Here is a 20,453-nt window from a genome sequence, read left to right as displayed (position 1 = left end):
AAACTCTAGCCGAACCCCACTCCGAAAAGCGAATCCAACCGCAATCCATATAAACGCGCACGCCAATTCACACCGGGACGCGACAGAGCGCGACCCAGTGGGACGAGAAGTGTGGTTCAAGGGATTGGCTGCCTCGGGACCGTCCGCGTAGAACACGTGTCCGGTGCTCCCAGAGACGGGCAGCTCGAAGAACTTTAGGCATCCTCGGGAGGAGAGTCAAGTGGCAGCTGGAAGGCCAGCACGGCGACGTCGTCGTCGTGCTCCGCGGTGACCCCCATGGCCCGGAGCAGGCGGGCGCAGATGACGTCGGGAGTGCCGGCCGCACCGCTCAGGGCGCGCGACAGCAGGTCGATCCCGTTGTCGATGTCCTCCTCCCGGCGCTCGACCAGGCCGTCGGTGTAGAAGACGCCGGTGGTCCCGGGAAGCAGGCGCAGGGTGTGCGAGACGTGGGTACCGCTGCCGGTGCCCAGGGGCGGACCGTTCAGTTCCTCGCTCTGCAGGACGGTGCCCTCGGGGCAGCGCAGCAGGAAGGGCAGGTGGCCGGCGGACGCGTAGGTGAGGCTGCTGGTGTCCGGGTCCCAGACGGCGTAGGCGCAGGTGGCGATCTGGTTGGCGTCGATCTCCATGGCGAGGCCGTCGAGCAGGCTCATGACCTCGTGCGGCGGGAGGTCGAGCCGTGCGTAGGCGCGGACGGCGGTGCGCAGCTGTCCCATCACGGCGGCGGCGCGCATGCCGCGGCCCATGACGTCGCCGATCACCATCGCGGTGCGGCCGCCGCCGAGGCCGATGACGTCGTACCAGTCACCGCCGACCGCCGCGTCGGCTCCGCCTGGCTGGTAGGTGGCCGCGACCCGGAGGTCGGCGGGCTGTTCCAGCTTCTGCGGGAGGAGACTGCGCTGGAGGGTGACGGCGGCCTGGCGCTGGCGGCGTTCGGCCTCACGCAGGCGCAGGGCCGCCTGGACCTGGTCGGTCACCTCGGCGGCGAAGATCAGGACGCCGACCGGGGTGGCGCCTTCCGCCTGCGCACCGAGCGGGACGCAGGAGATGTTGTAGTAGCGGTTGCCGCCCAGGCTGAGGATCGCCCGGGACTTCACGCTGCGCGGGCGCCCGCTGCGCAGGACCTGGTCGAGGAGGGGCAGGACGCCGAGGGCGGCCAGCTCCGGGAGCGCCTCGGCGGCCGGCGGGCCGTTGGTCCGGGCTCCGAAGAGCTCCCGGTAGGCGCGGTTGGCGTAGCCGAGCTGGTGCTGCGGTCCGTAGGTGACGGCGACGGGGGCGGGGAGCCGGCGCAGGACGTCCCGCAGGTCGTAGAGGTGTTCGAGGTCGCGGGCGTCGAGGAGGCCCGGCGGGACGGCCGGGTCTCGGGGGCCGGGGACGGTGACCGGCTCGTCGGTGCTGCTCGGGGGAACGGCACGCCGCGGGGCTCCGGTGAGCCGGGCGCTCCAGCGCATGAGGTTCAAACGTCGGCCGCTTCCTCGGTTCGGGTGCAGGTCTTCACTCGGCGGGCATTCTTCAGATCATCACTTCTTGCGTACGCCCGGGTACACGACGTGATGACCCGGTTGGGCAGATCCTGTCAGGCCACCTCGTGGTTTCGGAAGTCGTACCGTCATCGCGGCGCGTTCACCGCCCTGGTCCCGGGTGGAAACGATCGTCGGCGAAGCCTGCCTCGAACTCGGCCCGGGGGTGCTCGACGGACCCCAGCGAGACCACCTCGCGACGGAACAGCCCCGCCAGCAGCCAGTCGGTCAGGATCCGCACCCGCCGCTCCGCGCTGGGCATCCGCCGCAGGTGGCGGGCCCGGTGCAGCCACCAGGCACGGCGGCCGGTGAGGTGGCCGCGCCCGGTGTGGGCGACCGCCCGGCCGACGCCGAGCGAGGTGGAGCAGACCTGCCGTTCCGGCCGGTAGTCGAGGAGCGGCCGACCGCCGAGGGCGGCCAGGACGTTGGCCGCCAGCAGCTCCGCCTGGGCCAGCGCGTGCTGGGCGTTCGGCGCGCAGGGGGATCCGTCGGCGGCGGGGTCGGGGACGGCGGCGCAGTCGCCGGCGGACCAGGCGTCCGGCACCGGCCTGCCGTCGGGACTGGACACCTGCAGGGTGGGCAGGCATCGGATCCGGCCGTTTCCGTCCAGTGGCAGGTCGGTCGCGTTCAGCAGCGGCGCCGGACGGGTGCCCGCCGTCCAGACCAGCGTGCGGGCGGCGAACGTGCTGCCGTCGGAGAGGGTCATCAGCCGGTCCGCGGCGGATTCCAGGGTGGTCGCCAGCCGGACGTCGATACTTCGTTCGCGCAGCTCGGCGAGGGTGTGCGCGGCCAGTTCGGCGGACTCCTCCGGGAGGATCCGGTCCGTCGCCTCGACCAGCACCCAGCGCAGGTCGTCGGCGTCGAGGTTGTGGTAGCCCTTGGCCGCGTACCTGGCCATGTCCTCCAGCTCGGCGAGTGCCCCGACGCCCGCGTAGCCGGCCCCGACGAAGACGAACGTCAGTGCGGCCTGACGGAGCTCGGGGTCGCGGGTGGTGGAGGCGAGGTCGAGCTGCTCCAGTACGTGGTTGCGCAGGCCGACGGCCTCGCCGACGGACGCGAACCCCAGCCCGTGCTCGGCCAGGCCGGGGACGGGAGCCGTCCGGGAGACCGATCCGGGGGCCATCACCAGCAGGTCGTAGGGGAGTTCGGTGGTCAGGCCCTGCTCGCCCGGCGGCGCGGCGTCGATCCGCACCCGCCGCCCGGCGTGGTCGACCCGGGTCACCCGGGCGGTGAGCACCCGGCAGTCGGGCAGGGTGCGGCGCAGCGGGACGACCACGTGCCGGGGGTCGATGGTGCCGGCCGCCACCTCGGCGAGCAGCGGGTGGTAGGTGAGGTAGGGCTGCGGTTCGACCACGGTGATCTCGTCCTCGCCGGACCGGAGCCGCGGGCGGAGCGTCTGCTGGAGTCGGAGGCCGACGGTCAGGCCGGCACATCCGCCACCGATGATCAGGATCCTGATGGGGCACCTCCGGCCGCTGTGATCCGGTTCACGTCCCCATATGACGCCCTGCGGAGGGCCCTCTTGTCCACAGTGCAGACCGGATCGGGTGGGACTGATGTGTCGGAAAGGCGCCAGGTTTCCGGCGGTGGCCGAGTTTCGGCCACTTCTGCCCCGAACTTCCTTGAACTATGGTCGGATTGTGCACTGGACCAACGATTGGTTCGGTCTGCCCGGGACCACCCGGTACAGCCCCTGGACTGCACCGGGGACAACCGGGGAAGGGTAGTGCGCAGACATCGGGCGGACGACGCGGGCGTCGGTGCGAGCACCGGGGGGTGCGCAGTCCGCAACAGGTGCCCGGGACGGGCACCTGCGGGGGAGGGTTGGAATGACTGATCAGGAACAGATGGCGGGGCGGACGCTGCCCCCGGTCGGCCGGCGTGCGGTGCCCGAGCAGCGCGGGCCCGCCGGGGCCGAGCGGCTCGGGGAGTTCACGCCCGCGGCCGAGCCGCCCGGCGGGCGGGGGGCCGCGTCCCGGCTGCGGGTGGACGCCCGGCGGAACCTGGAGAGCGTGCTGCGGGCGGCCCGTCAGGTGTTCGGCGAGCTCGGCTACGACGCGCCGATGGAGGAGGTGGCCCGGCGGGCCGGGGTCGGGGTGGGCACCGTCTACCGGCGCTTCCCGAGCAAGGAGGTGCTGGTCCAGCGGATCGCCGCCGAGGAGGTCGGCTGGCTGACCGCACAGGCCCGGGAGTCGCTGTACGGCGACGCCCGGCCCTGGGAGGCGCTGGCGGGCTTCCTGGCCCGGGCCGTCGAGTCCGGGGCCGGACGGCTGTTGCCGCCGGAGTCCTTCCGGTACGCGGAGGACATCGGCCGGGTGCCCGAGCAGCGCCGGTCACTGGACGCCTCCTTCGAGGGCCGGTCGGCCGCCGCGCTCGGCGGCGAGTTCGCCGGCCCGCTCGGGGCCGAGCCCGGGGTCCTGCCGGTCGGGGCTCCCGCCGAGGAGGCCGCGCCGGACGCCGATCCGCGGCTGCTGCTGCACCTGCTGGCCGCGCTGGTGGCCCGGGCCGGTGCGGCGGGCGAGCTGCGGCCGGGGGTGACGGTCTCGGACGTGGTGCTGGTGCTGACGGCCGCCGTCCCGGTGCACGCCGTCCCCGTCCGGACGTCGGCCGGTCAACCCGACGACGCCCCGGCGGACCGCCTGCTGCTGATCCTGCTGCAGGGCCTGAGAGCGCGCTGAGCACGGCAGTAGGCGCCCGAACAGACCGTCGGCCCGTTGCCCGGAAGAGTGGGTGACGCCCTGCTCGGCTACCGATGGCCACTGCGCTATGCCATTCTTTGCCCGTGGTTGGAGCCATTGTCCCGTTGCGTGCCGTTCCGCTCGGTGGGCTGCCCCGCACACGGACCAGGTCCGCACAAGCCCGACTCCGGCCGCCCCGGTTCGGCACACGGGGGATGCGTTGAGCGCTGACGATCAGAACGACCACGGCTTCGGCCACGGCGTGCCGGGGCAGGTGCCCGACCAGGCCGGGGCACCCGCCCGGGAGTCGCTGGCCGGCCGGGTGCCGGGCCAGGCCCCGGCCGGCCGGGGCGGCGTCACCCCGGAGGCCTTCGTCACCGGGGTGCCGCCGGCGCGGGCCGTGGTCCCCGCGCCGGCCGACCCGGTGGACGGAGAGCGCCCGCCCTCGGACGCCGAGTTGACCGCCCGGGTGCGGGCCGGCGACGACCTGGCCTACGAGGAGATCTACCGCCGGCACGCCGACTCCGTCCGTCGCTACGCGCGGACCTGCTGCCGCGACAGCTTCACCGCCGAGGACCTCGCCGGCGAGGTGTTCGCCCGGACGCTGCAGGCCCTGCGTGCGGGCAAGGGACCGGAGTTCGCCGTCCGCGCCTATCTGTTGACGGCCGTCCGCAACGTCGCCGCCGCCTGGACCCGCTCCGAGCGGCGCGAGCAACTGGTCGACGACTTCAGCACGTTCGCCCGGACCTCGGCGGCCGCCGTGGAGTTCGACCTGGCCGACCCCGGTGCGGACGCCTGGGCGATGGCGTTCGCGGACCAGCGGATGGTGATGCAGGCCTTCGTCGAACTGCCCGAGGACGACCGGCTGGTGCTCTGGCACACCGAGGTCGAGCGGGAGTCGCCGAAGACGGTGGCCGTCCTGATCGGCAAGACCGCCAACGCCACCGCCGTCCAGGCGCACCGGGCGCGGGACCGGCTGGCCGCCGCCTTCCTCCAGGCGCACGTGTCGGGCAGCCAGGAGTCCGGCTGCGCGGCGTACGCCAACCGGCTGGGCTCGTACGCCCGCGGGTCGCTGCGCAAGCGGGCCTCGGGCGAGGTCGGCCGGCACATCCAGGAGTGCGACCGCTGCACGGCGGCGTACCTGGAGCTGTCGGACATCAACCACAGCCTCCGGGCGGTGCTGCCCGGTGGTGTGCTGCTCTGGGTCGGAGCCGGGTACTTCACGGTCGCGGCGGCCGCGGTCGGCGCCGGGGCCGCGATCGGCGGCGCGGTGGCGGCGGGGGCCGCCGCGGGCGCGCAGACGGGCGGGGTCGCCGGTGGCGCGGCCGGGGCCGCGGGGGTCTCGGGCTCGTCCGGCTCGATGGCCGGTGTGGTGGCGGGGGAAGGCCTCGGGGTCGTGGCGAAGGCCGGTATCGCGGCGGGGGTCGCGATGGCCGCCGCGGCGGTCGCGGCCTACGCGCTGGCGTCCGGGCCCGATCCGCGGCCGCCGGTCGCGGCCGCGTCGGTCTCCTCCCCGCGCTGCCGCCGCCGGCCGCGCCGGAGCCCGCGCCCACCCCGGCACCGTCGCCCACCCCGAGCGGGAGCCCGTCCCCGGTGCCGGAGCCGGGCGCCGCCCCGGTGCCGGCGGCGAGGCCGAGGGTGGCGGCGAGCCCGTCGCCGGCGCCGGAGCCCCCGGTCGCGTCGTCGGCGGCGCCCGTGCCGGTGCCGCCGGTGGTGACGCCGACGCCGTCGGTGCCGGTGCCGCCGGTGGAGCCGACGCCGTCGGTGCCGCCCGTCACTCCCCCGCCCACACCGACCGACTTCTGGCTCGACCAGCTGCCGTTCGGCGGCGGCGAGCGCCGGGACACGCCGGCCGGGCCGGTGATCCGCAGGGGCGACCCGGTGGTGCAGCGCCCGGCGGTCCGGATGCGGGGTGCGCTGTACCGGCACGCGCTGTCGGTCGGGGTGCCGTCCCGGGTGAAGGTCGACCTCAACCGCTCCTGCTCCTCCTTCGAGGCGGTGGCGGGGCTGGACGACCTGGGCGCGGGCGGCGGGCCGGTGGTGTTCAGCGTCGAGGGCGGGGACGGCCGCACGCTGTGGCGCTCGCAGCGGATCGGGCCGTGGGACCGGCCGGTCCCCGTACGGGCCGACCTGGCCGGCCAGACCTCGATCCGCCTGGTCGTCACCCCGGCCCCCGGCAGCTGGTCGCTGATCGACGTGGCGGACTGGGCGGACGCCCGTTTCACCTGCGCGTAGGGCGCCGGCGGCCGGTCAGACCGCGCAGGCCCCGTCCGTGCAGCCGTGCGCCTCGGCCGGGGCGGCGCTCTCGGCGGCGGTGTCCGCGGCGACCTGCTCCAGGACCCGCAGGAAGGTGTCGGCCTCCTGGCCGCCCTGGACGGCCCACCTGCCCTCGAAGACGAAGGTGGGCACGGCGCTGATGCCGAGCTCGCGGGCCTCGGCCAGCCGGGCGCGGACCTCGGCCGCGCCCTCCTCGCCCGCCAGGTACCCGGCGGCCCGGTCGCGGTCCAGGCCGGCGGCGACGGCCAGTTCGGTCAGCTCGGCGCGGTCACCGACGTCGACGCCGTCGCTGAAGTGGGCCTTGAGCAGCAGTTCCTTGAGCCGGGACTGCGCGGGGGCGCCGTACTCGGTCTCGGCGAGGTGCAGCAGCCGGTGGCCCAGGAAGGTGTTGACGTGCAGCGCGGTGTCGAAGTCGAACGCGACGCCCTCGGCCCGGCCCAGTTCGGTGACCCGGTCGTCCATCGCGACCGACTGCGGGCCGTAGCGATCGGCCAGCCACGCGCGGTGCGGGCTCGCGCTCGCGGGGGCGTCCGGCACCAGCTGGTACGGCCGGTAGACCACCTCGACGTCGGCCTTCCCCGGGAAGCGGTCCAGCGCCTGCTCGAACCGGCGCTTCCCGAGGTAGCACCAGGGGCAGGCGATGTCGCTGTAGATTTCGACCTTCATCGGGGGACGGGCTCCTGTCCGTGTGGGGCTGAACGAGAAGATGAACGCTCAACCATTGAGCGGCATTCCCCGACGTCCACGAACCGCGGCAGGCCACCGTGGCCGTCAGCCCGCCGGCGGGGCCGGGACGACCAGGACCGGACAGGCCGCGTGGTGCACCGCCGCCGAGGTGACCGAGCCGAGCAGCAGCCGGGTGAAGCCGCCGTTGCCCCGGGTGCCCAGCACCGCGGTGTGCTGCCCGGCGGTGCAGGCCAGCACCACCTCCACCACGTTGCCGAGCACCACGTGCAGCGACAGCTCGCCGCCGTACGGGCGCTCGCGCGCGGACTGGACGGTGCCGACGGCCCGGCGCAGCCCGTCCGCCATGCTCTCGGTGAGCCGCTCGACGCTCTCGTGCACCAGCTCCTCCATCCCCGGCGGGTAGCCGGTCGGGGACGGGTTGACCACCGCGAGGACGTACAGCGGCAGCCGGAACAGCTCCGCCTCGGTCATCGCCCGGTCGAGGGCCCAGAGCGAGCCGTCCGAGCCGTCGCAGGCGGCCAGGATGCCCGGACGCCCGGCGGCGGGCGGCTCACCGAGCACGGGGAACGGTTCTCGCACGGCGGCCTCCCGGGTGACGGACCATCAGGCCAGGATCACCGATCGGCCCGGCCGGCCCCCGCAGGACGCGCCCGGATCAGGCCGGGCGGGCCAGGGCGCGCCGCTCGGCCGGCGGCAGGCCGGTCCAGCAGGAGCCGTGCCGGCGGGCCGCCACCCGGCGCAGCCAGAGTTCGGCGGCGATCAGGTCGGCCAGGCCGGCCAGCGTGCCCGGCGGCAGCGCGGCGCCGGGCGCGGCGGCCCGGCCCAGCGAGGCCCGGACGGCGGCCGGGTCGATCAGACCGGCCTCGCCGAGCAGCGGCCGGTCGAAGAGCTCGGCCAGGCCGTCGGCGGCGAGCCGCAGGCCCCGGCAGGCCGGCGCGGCCCGGTCGGGGCGGGGGCCGCGGCCCCAGTCCGCGGGCAGGTCGGTGCGGCCGGCGCCGGTCAGGACGGCGTGCAGCAGTGCGTGCCGGGCGCCCGGTTGCAGCCGGACCTCGTCGGGCAGCAGCCGGGCGGCCCGGACCACCTGGTTGTCGAGGAACGGCGCGTGCAGACGCTGGCCGTGCTGCTCCGCGGCCTGGACCAGGGTGCGGTAGCCGGCCGCGTGCCGGTGCAGCGCGAGCCTGGCCCGGCGGGCACCCGGCAGCTCGGTGGGGGCGCCGCCGCGGGCGGCGATCCGCAGCCGTTGGGCGACCGAGGCGAGCGCGTGGTCGGAGAGCCAGCGGGCGGCCGGGCCGGGTACCGCCCAGGCCAGCGCGGCGGCCGAGCCGGCGCCCGCGGTCGGCCCCGGTTCGGGGACCTGCCGCAGGGTCAGGGAGACGGCCAGGTCGTCCAGGGCGTCGGCGTAGCCGGCCCGGGCCAGCCGGTGGGCGGCCCGCAGCACCGTGACCGGCGTCCGCACGGCCCCGGTCAGGGCCCCGGCGGCGGCCCGGTCCGCCCCGGCGAGGGCGGCGACCGGTCCGAGCAGTTCGCGGGAGCGGCCGAGCCGGATCAGGTCGGCGAGGCGGGCGGGGTGGCCGTCCAGCACGTGCCGGGCGCCGTAGCCGGTCAGGTGGTCGGTCCCGCCGGCCCGGAAGCGGCTGCCGTCGGCACCGGCGGCGAGCAGCGCGGCGCCGGGCTCGTCGGTGAGCGGCCCGGCCGGGGCCTCGGCCGGCGGGTCGACCAGCTCGGCGTAGGGGAGGGCCGGGGGCAGCACGACGTGGCGGAGCCTGGGCGCGTCGACGGCGAGGGCCGGCCGCTCGCTCTCGCCGAGGGTGACCGCGGCGAGGGTCTCCGGGGTGGCCGCCTCGTCCCGCGGGACCGGTCCGCGGGCCCAGGAGCCCTTCACGGCGCCGGACCTGACCGGCGGGGTCGCCGCCGGGGGCGCGGCGGCCGCGGCGGCGGGCCCGATCGGCACGGCGGCGGCGAGCAGGGCGACGGTGGCGGAGGCGGTGCCGTACGAGAGGTCGACGCCGAGCCGGGGGCGCTCCTGCGGACTGCCGGGAGTGGCCGGGGTGGCGGTCCTGACCCGGCAGCGGACGGCCTCCAGCAGCGCCCGGGTGAGCTCCCGGACGGCGGGCGCCTCGTCCCGTGTCCAGCGGCCGTCGCCGGTCTCCGGCTCGTACCCGGCGGTGTAGGGGCGGCCGCTGCGGATGCCGAGGGTGTGGCCGGCCGGCACCCGGTGGACGCCCGCGTACGGCGTGCCGGTGCCCAGCACCTCGGCGGCCTCGGGGACGGCCAGGACGGCGGCGAGATGGTCCGGGTCGAGCGGGGCGGCGACCAGGTCGGCGAGCGGGAGGGCGGCGGTGGCGTACGCGGTGCCGCCGCACCAGGGGGTGTGGAAGACCTGCTGCAGGCCGGCCAGGTCGGTGAGCAGGACGGTGCTGCGGACGCCCGCGCGCAGCACCACGATGTAGCTGCCGGGCCAGCTGGTGAGGTGGCGGACGGCTCCGCCGCGGGCGGCGGCCAGTCCGGCGGCGATCTCGGCGTCGGAGGCGCCGCAGTGGCCGACCACGGCGAGCCGCAGGGTGGCCGGGGAGTCCAGGTCGGTGGGGTCGTCCGGCTGCGGGCCGGTGCGGACGGTGGCGGGGGCGCCGGGGCGCAGGGTGGCCAGGCGGATCTCGTCCGGGCGCCAGTCCCCCACCGCCCAGAGCGGGTTGGGCCCGCCCCAGAGCGCGGTGCCGGCCAGTGGTCGCACGGCGGCCAGGGCCGGGTTCCCGGTGCCAGGGGAACCGCTCCAGCCGGTGAGCCACCGCATCGCGCCTCCGCCTGCCGAGGGGATCGGGCGCGTGCGTGGTGCGGGTCGGACGCGCCGTCAGGAGACATCGTGCCACTGGACGGGCCGCCGGTTACCCGTGTTGCGGAGGTGAGTTCGGCGGGGCCGGGCGCGGGCGCGGCGGATCGTCCCGCGGCGGGCGGTCCGGGCCTCCCCCTCCGTGACCCGGGCCGCCCCCGGTGTGGCACAGGAAGGGCCGTCCGGCGGCCCGTGGCATGGACATCGCCGGATGGCCGAAAGGCGCCGCACAGCCCGGGAGGGCATCCGCATGCCCTCCCGGACCCACCACCGCCCGCGGGGACGTAGGCGGTGGTTTCCCCCGGCCCGCCGGGTCCTCGGCGACGGGCCGTTCCACGGCGTCCAGCGAATCGCCGACCTGCCCCTGTGAGCCAGGGAGCACGGGTGGCGCACGTCGGCACAGGACCGGAGCACGGCCCTCCGCAGACGGCCGGCCGGGGCGCACGGGCCCCTCCCACCGCCGGTTCCCCACCGGTCGCGCGGGCGCGCGATCCCGCCATCCGGAATGCAGACTCTTAACCCTCGGAACCCGGACGACTACGCTAGGTGCAGCAGTACGGGAGCGGACACCCGCACAACGGGCCGACGCCGCCCTGCCGCTCGCCCGCCATCCGCGCACGACGTCGCCCGGGGGTGCCACCGCCACCATGACCGTCAGCTCACGAGGGCCGAACGAACGGCTCGGCGCACTCCTGTCGCTCGCCCAGATCAGCAACGCCGGTCTCGCCCGCCGGGTCAACGACCTCGGCGCGCAGCGCGGACTGACGCTCCGCTACGACAAGACCTCGGTGGCCCGGTGGGTGACCAAGGGCATGGTGCCGCAGCGCCCGGTGCCCCACCTGATCGCCACCGCCCTGGGCAACAAGCTGGGCCGGCCGGTGCCGCTGGAGGAGATCGGCCTGGCCGACTCGCACCCGACCCCGGAACTGGGCCTGGAATTCCCGCGCGAGGTGCCGGAGGCGGTGCGCTCGGCGACCGAGCTGTGGCGGGTCGACCTGGACCTGCGGCGCGGCCCGGGCGGCGGGCGGTGGAGCGACAGCCTGGCGGGGACGTTCTCGGTCTCGGCGTACGCGACCCCGGTCTCCCGCTGGCTGATCACCCCGGCGGACGGCTCGGTGGCCCGCGAGACCCTCGTACCCGACCTCTCCGGCTACCGGGTCGGGCACGCGGACGCGGCCAAGCTCCGCGAGGCGGCCCAGGAGGCCCGCCGCTGGGACTCCAAGTACGGTGGCGGGGACTGGCGTTCGTCCATGGTGCCGGAGTGCCTGCGGGTGGAGGCCGCCCCGCTGCTGCTGGCCTCGTACAGCGACGCGGTCGGCCGTGCGCTGTTCGGCGCGACGGCCGAACTCACCCGGCTGGCCGGGTGGATGGCCTTCGACACCGGCCAGCACGAGGCCGCGCAGCGGTACTACATCCAGGCTCTGCGGCTGGCCCGGGCCGCCGGCGACGTGCCGCTGGGCGGCTATGTGCTGGCCTCGATGAGCCTGCAGGCGGCCTACCGGAACTTCCCCGACGAGGCGATCGACCTGGCGCAGGCCGCGCTGGAGCGCAACCGGGGGCTGGCGACCGCGCGGACGATGAGCTTCTTCCACCTGGTGGAGGCCCGGGCCCACGCGAAGGCGGGCTCGGCAGCGGCCTGCTCGGCGGCGCTGGCGGCCGCCGAGATCGCGCTCGACCGCGCCAGGCCCGGGGATCCGGACCCGACCTGGATCGACTTCTACGCCTACGACCGGCTGGCCGCGGACGCGGCGGAGTGCTTCCGGGATCTCGGGGTCCCGGCCAAGGTGCGGCACTTCACCCGGGAGGCGCTGGCCCGGCCGACCGAGGGGTACGTCCGCTCGCACGGGCTGCGGCTGTTCGTCTCCGCGATGGCCGAGGCCGAGGCGGGCGACCTGGATGCCGCGGTCGCGGCCGGCGAGCGGGCCGTCGAGGTCGCGGGCCGGATCTCCTCGCACCGCAGCCGCGAGTACGTGGTCGAGATGCTGCGGCTGCTGGAGCCGTACCAGGACGAGCGCCGGGTCCGGGAGTTGGCGGAGCGGGCCCGGCTGGTCCTGACGGCCTCCGGGTAATCCGCGTGCGGGCCCGGCGGGCGGCGACTACCGTCGTCCTCGTCCGGGTGCGCGGGTGGGGGCTCCTTCGGATTCTGGCGTGCGCGGGTTCGACTCCCGTCACCGGCTGAAGGGCCGGTGTAGCTCAGCGGTAGAGCTCCAGACACAATGCCCCCGCCGCATTCCCGTCCTCCGGACACCATTTTCAGGAAAGCACGAACGCACCCGCTCCGGCGGCGGCCGAAATCCGGGTGCGGGCACGGCAGTCGAATGGCTACCGTCGTACCGTCCAGGTGCGCAGGCAGAGGCTACTTCTTCATCTATGGGTCGCGGGTTCGATTCCCGCCGCCGGCTCCGGCCGGTGTAGCTCAGTCCGGGAGAGCAATAGCAAACGCCTCGGCCGATCCCGGTTCTCTGGACACCATTCCTGAACAGCATGTCCGCACCTCCCGGTGCGCAGGGTCCCGGCTACTTCCTCCAACGAAACCGCCGGTTCCCGCTCTCAGATCTCGGGAGGCACAGCGCCGGTGCGCCCGGTGCGCAGGCCGTGGTTACTTCTGTGGAGCACCCTTCCGGGGGTGCGGTGAAGCCGATTCTCGACCGACCACTGCCGATTCGACCTCGGGCGCGCCGGCCGGCCTCCCCACTTCCTTTTCCAGCAGGGGGATTTCCGCATGTCTCGTTTCAACACCCGGCGCACCAAGGCGGGTCCGTCCTCGCCCGTGGCGACCACCGGGCAGGTGACCGCCAACCACCAGGGTGGCAGGGGCCACCTCCGGGACGAGAAGTCGGAGCTCTTCCTGCTGGCCGTCGCCAACCTGGTCGGCCAGGACACCTTCTACGAACGCGGCGGCGACCGCGACGACCGCTACACCACGCTGGTGCGCGCCCTGGCCGTCGAGGATCCCGAGTGGACCCTCGGCCTGCTGCGCTGGCTGCGCTCCGACGCCTTCCTGCGCACCGCGTCCCTGGTCGGCGCGGCCGAGTTCACCCGGGCCCGGCTGGACGCCGGCGCCGCCGGACACTCCCGGCAGGCCGTCGACGCCGTCCTGCAGCGCGCCGACGAGCCGGGCGAACTGCTCGCGTACTGGACGTCCCGGTACGGCCGGAGCCTGCCGAAGCCGCTCAAGCGCGGCGTCGCGGACGCCGCCCGGCGGCTGTACACCGGGCGCTCCCTGCTGAAGTACGACACCGCGTCCAAGGGCTACCGCTTCGGCGACGTACTGGAGTTGACGCACCCCTCGCCGCCGCCCGACCGGCCGTGGCAGAGCGAGCTGTTCCGGTACGCGCTGGACCGCCGGCACCGCCCGGAGGAGGCCCTGCCGCCCGTCGGGGACGGTCTGCTGGCCGCCAACCGCGACCTGCTCGCCACACCGCTCGCCGACCGGCGTGCCCTGGTCACCGGCCCCGGCGGCGCCGAGCGGCTGGCCGCCGCCGGTCTCACCTGGGAGGCACTGGCCGGCTGGCTGCAGGGCCCGCTGGACGCCGCCGTCTGGGAGGCGATCATTCCGTCCATGGGCTCCATGGCGCTGCTGCGCAACCTGCGCAACTTCGACCGGGCCGGGGTCTCGGACGAGGTCGCCGCGCAGGTCGCCCGGCGGATCGCCGACCCGGACGAGGTCCGGCGGTCCCGGCAGTTCCCGTTCCGCTACCTGGCCGCGTACCGGCACGCGCCGTCGCTGCGCTGGGCGTACCCGCTGGAGCAGGCGCTCGGCCACTCGCTGGCCAACGTGCCGGCGCTGCCGGGCCGCACCCTCGTCCTGGTCGACCGCTCGGGTTCCATGTTCGACCGCCCGAGCGCACAGACCCAGCTGAACCGCGCCGACTCGGCGGCGATCTTCGGCACGGCACTGGCCCTCCGGGCCGCCGACGCCGACCTGGTGCAGTTCGGCTCGACCAGCAACCGGCTCGACCTCGAACGGGGCGACTCGGTCCTGACGACGCTGCAGCGCTTCGGCGACCTCGGCGGCACCGACACCGCCAGTGCGGTGCGCAGCCACTACCGCGGCCAGGACCGGGTCGTCGTCGTCACCGACGAGCAGGCCTACGGCACCTGGCACGGCGACCCGCTCGACGCCGTCCCCGGCCACATCCCGGTCTACACCTGGAACCTGGCCGGCTACCGCACCGGACACGCGCCGTCCGGCACCGCCGGCCGCCACACCTTCGGCGGCCTGGGCGACTCCGCGTTCCGGCTGATCCCGCTGCTGGAGTCCGGCCGGGACGCCGACTGGCCCTGGCTGCGGTAGCGGACCCGAAACCCTCACCCCCGGCTCCCCGCCGTGAAAGCATCGCCTCGGGGAGCCGGCGGAAGGGGCTGCGGTGGGTTACGACGTCGATGTGCTGGTGGTGGGCGGCGGGATCGTCGGACTGTCCACGGCGTACGCGCTGACCCGGGCCAGGCCCGGGCTGGCGGTGGCACTGCTGGAGAAGGAACCGGACTTCGCCGCCCACCAGACCGGCCGCAACAGCGGCGTGATCCACAGCGGCGTGTACTACCGCCCCGGCTCGCTCAAGGCGCGGTACGCGACCGGCGGCGCCGCCGAGATGGTCGAGTTCTGCCGCGAGCACGGCATCCCGTACCAGGTGACCGGCAAGCTGATCGTGGCCACCGGCGCCGCCGAACTGCCCCGGCTGGCCGCGCTGGCCGAGCGCGGCCGGGAGAACGGCATCCCGGTCGCCGAGCTCGGCCCCGACGGCATCAGGGAGCACGAGCCCGAGGTCACCGGCATCGCCGGCCTGCACGTCGGCACCACCGGCATCTGCGACTTCCCCGCCGTGGCCCGCACCTACGCGCGCCTCGCCGAGGAGAAGGGCGCCGAACTGCGTACCGGCACCGAACTGCGCGCGGTGGTCCGGCGCCCCGACGGGGTGACGGTGCAGACCTCCTCCGGCGAACTGCGCTGCGGCGTCCTGGTGAACTGCGCCGGCCTGCACAGCGACCGGATCGCCCGGCTGACCGGCGACGACCCCGGGGTGCGCATCGTCCCGTTCCGCGGCGAGTACTACGAACTCACCGAAGCCCGCCGGGCGCTGGTCCGCGGCCTGGTCTACCCGGTGCCCGACCCGGCCTTCCCGTTCCTCGGCGTCCACCTCACCCGCGGCGTCCACGGCGACGTCCACGTCGGCCCCAACGCCGTCCCCGCGCTGGCCCGCGAGGGCTACGACTGGCGCACGCTCAAGCTCCGCGACCTGGCCGAGACGGCGGCCTTCCCCGGCACCTGGCAGATCGCCCGGCGCCACTGGCGTTACGAGATCGGCGAGTTGCACCGCTCGCTGTCCAAGCGCGCCTTCACCACCGCCGTGCAGCGGCTGCTGCCCGCCGTCACGGCCGCCGACCTGGTACCGGCCACCGCGGGCGTCCGGGCCCAGGCCGTGGCCCGGGACGGCTCGCTGCTGGACGACTTCGCGTTCGCCGGCTTCGACCCCGCCGACGCCGCCTCCGCCCGCCGCACGGTGCACGTCCTCAACGCCCCCTCCCCCGCCGCCACCGCCTCCCTGGCGATCGGCCGCGAGGTGGCCCGCCGGGCGCTGGCCGCGCTGGAGGCGGGCGGCTGACCGTCCGAGGTGAGGAATGCGTCACGCGCCGCCCCGGCCCTGCGCACGCCCCTTTAGACTTGGCCGATTGTGACTGCCACCGCCTCCCCCCAGCTGACCGAGACCGTCTCGCCCGAGACCGAGCTGCGCCCCTCGGCCCGGCTTTCCGCCGCCCCCGCGGGCTACCCGGCGCCGATGTACCCGCACAAGGCCACCGAGGAGCAGCACCGCGAGCACCGCATCCGCAGCTTCCAGCCGCGCCGCGGACGGATGACCAAGGCCCAGGCCGGCGCGCTGGACCGGGGCTGGGAGCAGTACGGCCTCGCGATCGACGGCACCCCGCTGGACCTCGTCGAGCTGTTCGAGGGGCGGCCGGTCACCCTGGAGATCGGCTTCGGCATGGGCGACACCACCGCCACCATGGCCGCCGCCGACCCGACCGCAGGCATCCTCGCGGCCGACGTCCACACCCCCGGCCACGGCAACCTGCTGCAGTTCCTGGAGCGCGACGACTCCCGCAACGTCCGGCTGGCCGCCGGCGACGCCGTCATCCTGCTCCGCGACATGCTCCCCGACGCCTCGCTGGCCGGTCTGCGGGTCTACTTCCCCGACCCGTGGCCCAAGCCCAAGCACCACAAGCGGCGCCTGATCCAGGAGTCCTTCCTGGAGCTGGTCCTGCCGCGCCTGGCGCCCGGCGCCCTGGTGCACTGCGCGACCGACTGGGAGGAGTACGCCGAGCAGATGCTCCGCGTGCTCTGCGCCTCCCCCGAGCTGGAGAACCTGCACCCCGAGGGCGACGGCACCGGCTGGCTGGAGCCCGCCGAGCACCCGACCGGCAGCGTCCCCGGCTACGCGCCCCGGCCGGGCTGGCGGCCGATGACCAAGTTCGAACGGGCCGGCCTCGCCAAGGGGCACGTCGTGCACGACCTGCTGTTCCGCCGCCGCTGAGCACACCCGTCGGCCCACCGCCGACGCAGGTCACGGGCACCACATCCGCACAGCGTTACCACAGGTGGGTGGATTGACGCGGCTTGTTCCGCACTCTCCCGCACGGCCGACCGGGTCGCCTACGCTTTCGGCGTGAGCTGTCCGTCCGGCGGCAGCGCGCCCGCAACGGTCTCCCTTCCCGCTGCGGGCGCCGGCGCCGCCGCCGACCGGCCCACGCACACCACCGGCACCCGGCGAATCCCGGGGCCGCGGGTGCGGCGGGCCGCCGTACCGCTGCCCCCGCAGGCCGGGCGGCTGCTGCACCGCCTGACCTCGCTGCGCCGCCCGGCGCTGTCCTCGGCCCTCGCCGCCGGCGCGCTGGCCGGCTCCGGGGTGCTGATCCTGCACCTCGTCCAGCGGCAGACCGGCACCACCGGGCTCCTGGTCGGCCTCGCCCTGGCGATACTGCCGTTGCCCTTCGTCCTCGGCTCGCTGGCCTGGCTGAACCGCACCGCCAGGGTGCCGCTGCGGCACATCCTGTTCTGCCTCGCCTGGGGCGCCTGCGCGGCCACCACCGTCGCCATCATGGCCAACGGCTGGGCCAGCGACTTCCTCATCGCCCACCAGGGCACGGCCCGCGGCGAGACCCTGGTCGCGGAGTTCGCCACCCCGCTGATCGAGGAGAGCGCCAAGGCCGCCGCCCTGCTGCTGCTCCTGCTGCCCTTCCACCGCCGGCTGCGCTGCCGCACCGAGCGCACCTGCGCCCTGCTCGCCCGCCAGCTGTCCGCGATCCGGCCGGACGGCTCACCACGGCCCCCGGTGCCCCCGCGGCGGGCCCGGGCCCGGCTGCGCCCGCTCCCGTACTTCCGACCCGCACCGCCCGGGCGGCGGGCCCGCTCCAGCCCGCGCACGCTGGCCGCCGGCACCGTCCTCGGCTCGATCACCGCCAGCGGCTTCGCCTTCACCGAGAACGCCCTCTACCTGGGCCGTGCCTTCACCGACGACCAGCAGGCCCGGCTGGACTCGATCGGCCTCGGCGAGCCCCCGAGCCTGCGGGACTTCGACGGCACCGTGCACACCTTCGTCCTGCGCGGTCTGCTCTCCCCGTTCGCCCATCCGCTGTTCACCGCGCTCACCGGCCTCGGCATCGCGATCGCCCTGACCACCGCCCGCCGCTGGCCGGCCCGGCTGGCCGCGCCGGCCGGGCTGCTGCTGGCGATCACCCTGCACGGCAGCTGGAACGCGGCGGCCGGGCTCGGCACGGACGGCTTCCTGCTCGTCTACGCCCTGGTGATGGTGCCCTGTTTCGCGGCCCTGGTCTGCTTCGCGGTCTGGGCCAGGACCCGGGCCTCCCGGCAGCCGGTCCGCACCGCGGCCGCGCCCGGGCGGGAATCGGATTTCCCTTCCGCTTGACCGTCCCGTACTGTTGGGTTCACCGACGCGGGGTGGAGCAGCTCGGTAGCTCGCTGGGCTCATAACCCAGAGGTCGCAGGTTCAAATCCTGTCCCCGCTACTCAGTAGCAACGAAGGCCCGGCAGCCAGTCTGCCGGGCCTTCGCCGTTCCCCCGCCGCGCCCTCCGCCGCCCCCGCCCCTTTTCGCGGGCACCGACGGGAATCGGATTTCCCTTCTGCCCGCCACTCCCGTACTGTCAGGTTCACCGACGCGGGGTGGAGCAGCTCGGTAGCTCGCTGGGCTCATAACCCAGAGGTCGCAGGTTCAAATCCTGTCCCCGCTACTCAGTAGCAACGAAGGCCCGGCAGCCAGTCTGCCGGGCCTTCGCCGTTCCCCCGCCGCGCCCTCCGCCGCCCCCGCCCCTTTTCGCGGGGAACGGCCACGAAGATCGAGAAAACGGCGCGCTCCCGCCGCCCCGAAAAACCGTTGCCCTCCTCCGAGGAGCGTGCCTACAGTGGCGGCACACTGAAAGGAGGTGATCCTGAATTGAGTTCCATCAGGATGCGTGAGGTGGCTGCTCGCTAGAGCCGCCCCTGCCTGTGCAGAAGAGGCGCGTACGGCCTCCGGCGGCAGGCGCAGACCCAAGCAGTCACCCGGCCCGTGGGCTCACCGGTACATCCCCGGTGCCTCGGCCGCCAGGGCCCCTCGCGGGCCCGGCGCCGAGGAGAGCAGCCCACGGGCCGCCTGCTGTCCGGACCCGGTCGGCCACGGCAGCCGGGACCCGGGTGCCCGCCTGCGGCAGGCCGCGGTGGTCGGACACCGGGAGTCCGGGGACGCCCGCTGCCGGATCGAGCAGGCGGGCCGCTTCGGCGGGGGCGACGACGGCGCCGAAGCGCGGGAAGGCGCGCCGGACGGCGTGGGTGTGCTCCCCGACGGCCATCCCCCGGGCCGGGGGCGAGCGGGAGTTCCACGATCCGGGTCCGCAGGTCCACCAGGACCAGGGCGGTACGTCCTCGATCGGTCACGGCCTCACCCCGACGAGTGCTGCCGTCCCCGGCGCGTAATCCGCTACAGTCGCAGCGACCTGACGGACCGTACGGGGGTGGAGTCGGTGGAGCTCGAACGCGGCGGCGAGCCGGTGCCGGCGGTGAAGATCGCGCTGGCCGGAGTCCTGGGGGCCGGGGTGCTGGGCCTCGCCCTGTTCGCCGCGGCAGCGCCGCACTGGGCGGCGGCGCTCGGCGGCGGGCTGATGGTGGCCGCGACCTTCTCGGTGGCGGGCGGCCTGCTCGGCTTCCTGTTCGGTGTGCCGAAACTGCTGACCAGCGGCGCCGCCGCGCATCCGGAGGACCGGGCGGCGACCTCCACGGCGAGCTACGCGCCCAACACCAACCTGGAGCAGGTCTCCGACTGGCTCACCAAGATCCTCCTCGGGGCCGGCCTCACCCAGATCGGCACGGTGCCGCAGCGCCTGCGGGAGCTGGGCCGGGCGCTCGCCCCGGTGGTCGGCGGCGGTCCCGGGGCGGCCGGCTTCGCGGCCGCGCTCGGGGTGTACTTCAGCGTGGTCGGCTTCCTGACCGGCTGGCTGCTCACCCGGCTGCTGCTGGCCCGGGCGCTGTCCGCGGCCGACCGGCAGACGCTGGCCGACTCCGTGAACAAGACCGTCGTCGCGGCCCCTTCGCTCGGCTTCAGCGCCGCGCAGGTCCGGGATCTGTTCCAGACCGGGGTGGAGGGCCTGCGCGTGCAGGCCCTGGCCCTCCTGCAGGGCGCTCCCGACGCGGGCAACCTCGACCTGGTGATCACCGCGATCGACCGCCACCTCTCGGCCTTCGAACTGCTGCAGGCCCTGCTGGCGGCCCGCGCCGCCGCCGACCTGCCCGACCTCACTCCCGAGCAGCGCGGCGCACTGCGCGACGCCGTCCGCTACAAGATGCGCAACTCCCGTAACGTGCCGCCGTATTCACGGCGCCGGGCGGTGGCGGAGGACGTGCTCAGGGTGCTGCCCGAGCAGCTGCCCGCCGGGACCGGCCCGGCCGGGCCCGCTCCGGACGCTGCCGGCCCGGCGGGTCCGACCTCGACCGATCCGACCGTACCCGATCCGGCCGTGCCCGCCCCGCGCTGAGCCCGGCCGCCCGGCGGCGGTGGTCGGCCGCGCGCAGGACCAGCACCCGGTGGGTGCCGGGCCGTCCGTACCGCCTGATCTCGGTGGCGACCTGATGGCGGCCCAGTTCGGCGCGCAGCGCGTCCAGTCGCGGGTAGGGCCGGCCGGTGGAGTCGTGCAGCGGGTGGATCCGGACCTCACCCGTCGGGTCGGTGACCCGGACCAGTTCGCGCAGGGCGGCGAGTTGCTCCGCCGGGGAGAACAGCGCGGGGTAGGCGAACAGCAGGTAGCTGCTGAGGGTCAGCGCGAACGCGCCGTCCGCGAACGGGAGTCGGGGCAGCGCGGCGGCCACGTAGTGCTCCGGGTGGACGGCCGCATCGGCGGCGAACAGCCGCCGGGAGCGGTCCCAGCTGCGCAGGTAGCGGTCGGCCCGGGACTCCCGGGGGAGGTAGCGGGCGGGCTCG

At 75.4% G+C, this 20,453-nt stretch carries 13 protein-coding genes, 2 tRNA genes and 1 pseudogene; 11 read left to right on the top strand and 5 right to left on the bottom strand.

The window, feature by feature from the left end; genetic code table 11:
• Positions 1-206: 206 nt before the first annotated feature.
• Positions 207-1,457: pseudogene (locus OG871_RS21145) on the bottom strand (PP2C family protein-serine/threonine phosphatase); the annotation flags it as partial.
• A 163-nt stretch (positions 1,458-1,620) separates the two neighbouring features.
• Positions 1,621-2,961, bottom strand: coding sequence for an NAD(P)/FAD-dependent oxidoreductase (locus tag OG871_RS21140; protein WP_371503372.1), 1,341 nt, complete (start codon positions 2,959-2,961; stop codon positions 1,621-1,623).
• A 385-nt stretch (positions 2,962-3,346) separates the two neighbouring features.
• On the opposite strand from OG871_RS21140, the gene OG871_RS21135 reads away from it, so the two are divergent.
• From OG871_RS21135 to OG871_RS21125, 3 genes are all read left to right on the top strand, one after another.
• A complete protein-coding gene (locus OG871_RS21135) occupies positions 3,347-4,195 on the top strand; it encodes a TetR/AcrR family transcriptional regulator (RefSeq protein ID WP_371498531.1) in 849 nt (282 codons plus the stop codon).
• A 220-nt stretch (positions 4,196-4,415) separates the two neighbouring features.
• Complete coding sequence (locus tag OG871_RS21130; protein ID WP_371498530.1) at positions 4,416-5,912, top strand: RNA polymerase sigma factor; 1,497 nt, start codon at positions 4,416-4,418, stop codon at positions 5,910-5,912.
• Positions 5,906-6,430, top strand: a complete 525-nt coding sequence (locus tag OG871_RS21125; protein ID WP_371498529.1) for an NPCBM/NEW2 domain-containing protein — start codon at positions 5,906-5,908, stop codon at positions 6,428-6,430. Before OG871_RS21130 ends, OG871_RS21125 begins: the two co-directional genes overlap by 7 nt.
• Before the next feature lie 15 nt (positions 6,431-6,445).
• Here OG871_RS21125 and OG871_RS21120 read toward each other — a convergent pair whose 3' ends face one another.
• The 3 genes from OG871_RS21120 to OG871_RS21110 form a co-directional block, all read right to left on the bottom strand.
• Positions 6,446-7,138 (bottom strand): DsbA family protein, encoded by a 693-nt coding sequence (locus OG871_RS21120; protein ID WP_371498528.1) that lies wholly within the window; start codon positions 7,136-7,138, stop codon positions 6,446-6,448.
• 105 nt (positions 7,139-7,243) lie between these two features.
• Positions 7,244-7,738, bottom strand: coding sequence for a universal stress protein (locus OG871_RS21115; protein WP_371498527.1), 495 nt, complete (start codon positions 7,736-7,738; stop codon positions 7,244-7,246).
• 76 nt (positions 7,739-7,814) lie between these two features.
• Positions 7,815-9,950, bottom strand: a complete 2,136-nt coding sequence (locus OG871_RS21110; RefSeq protein ID WP_371498526.1) for an asparagine synthase-related protein — start codon at positions 9,948-9,950, stop codon at positions 7,815-7,817.
• 683 nt (positions 9,951-10,633) lie between these two features.
• Here OG871_RS21110 and OG871_RS21105 point away from each other — a divergent pair.
• The 8 genes from OG871_RS21105 (at position 10,634) to OG871_RS21070 (ending at position 20,010) form a co-directional block, all read left to right on the top strand.
• Positions 10,634-12,055: an MFS transporter gene (locus OG871_RS21105; RefSeq protein WP_371498525.1), complete on the top strand. Its 1,422-nt coding sequence runs from the start codon at positions 10,634-10,636 to the stop codon at positions 12,053-12,055.
• 653 nt (positions 12,056-12,708) lie between these two features.
• The gene (locus OG871_RS21100) at positions 12,709-14,283 is read left to right on the top strand and encodes a TROVE domain-containing protein (protein ID WP_371498524.1); all 1,575 of its coding nucleotides are present in this window, start codon (positions 12,709-12,711) and stop codon (positions 14,281-14,283) included.
• Positions 14,284-14,356: 73 nt separating this feature from the next.
• A complete protein-coding gene (lhgO, locus tag OG871_RS21095) occupies positions 14,357-15,592 on the top strand; it encodes an L-2-hydroxyglutarate oxidase (protein WP_371498523.1) in 1,236 nt (411 codons plus the stop codon).
• 174 nt (positions 15,593-15,766) lie between these two features.
• Positions 15,767-16,519, top strand: a complete 753-nt coding sequence (gene trmB / locus OG871_RS21090) for a tRNA (guanosine(46)-N7)-methyltransferase TrmB (RefSeq protein ID WP_371503371.1) — start codon at positions 15,767-15,769, stop codon at positions 16,517-16,519.
• Positions 16,520-16,651: 132 nt separating this feature from the next.
• Complete coding sequence (locus OG871_RS21085; protein WP_371498522.1) at positions 16,652-17,911, top strand: PrsW family intramembrane metalloprotease; 1,260 nt, start codon at positions 16,652-16,654, stop codon at positions 17,909-17,911.
• Positions 17,912-17,937: 26 nt separating this feature from the next.
• A tRNA-Met gene (locus tag OG871_RS21080) sits at positions 17,938-18,011 on the top strand.
• 149 nt (positions 18,012-18,160) lie between these two features.
• A tRNA-Met gene (locus OG871_RS21075) sits at positions 18,161-18,234 on the top strand.
• A gap of 759 nt (positions 18,235-18,993) precedes the next feature.
• On the top strand, positions 18,994-20,010 hold the full coding sequence (locus OG871_RS21070) for a hypothetical protein (RefSeq protein WP_371498521.1): 1,017 nt from the start codon (positions 18,994-18,996) through the stop codon (positions 20,008-20,010).
• Positions 20,011-20,453: the final 443 nt, after the last annotated feature.

The sequence above is a fragment of the Kitasatospora sp. NBC_00374 genome (genome assembly GCF_041434935.1).
Taxonomy (GTDB): domain Bacteria; phylum Actinomycetota; class Actinomycetes; order Streptomycetales; family Streptomycetaceae; genus Kitasatospora.
The sequence above is the reverse complement of the archived record's forward strand: the minus strand, read 5'-3'. Positions and strand labels throughout refer to the sequence as shown.

Excerpts from the sequence above, each read along its gene's own strand:
- OG871_RS21135 (WP_371498531.1), top strand. The coding sequence starts at position 3,347 with ATGACTGATCAGGAACAGATGGCGGGGCGGACGCTGCCCCCGGTCGGC.
- OG871_RS21120 (WP_371498528.1), bottom strand. The coding sequence starts at position 7,138 with ATGAAGGTCGAAATCTACAGCGACATCGCCTGCCCCTGGTGCTACCTC.
- OG871_RS21110 (WP_371498526.1), bottom strand. The coding sequence starts at position 9,950 with ATGCGGTGGCTCACCGGCTGGAGCGGTTCCCCTGGCACCGGGAACCCG.
- OG871_RS21105 (WP_371498525.1), top strand. The coding sequence starts at position 10,634 with ATGACCGTCAGCTCACGAGGGCCGAACGAACGGCTCGGCGCACTCCTG.
- OG871_RS21100 (WP_371498524.1), top strand. The coding sequence starts at position 12,709 with ATGTCTCGTTTCAACACCCGGCGCACCAAGGCGGGTCCGTCCTCGCCC.
- trmB (WP_371503371.1), top strand. The coding sequence starts at position 15,767 with ATGTACCCGCACAAGGCCACCGAGGAGCAGCACCGCGAGCACCGCATC.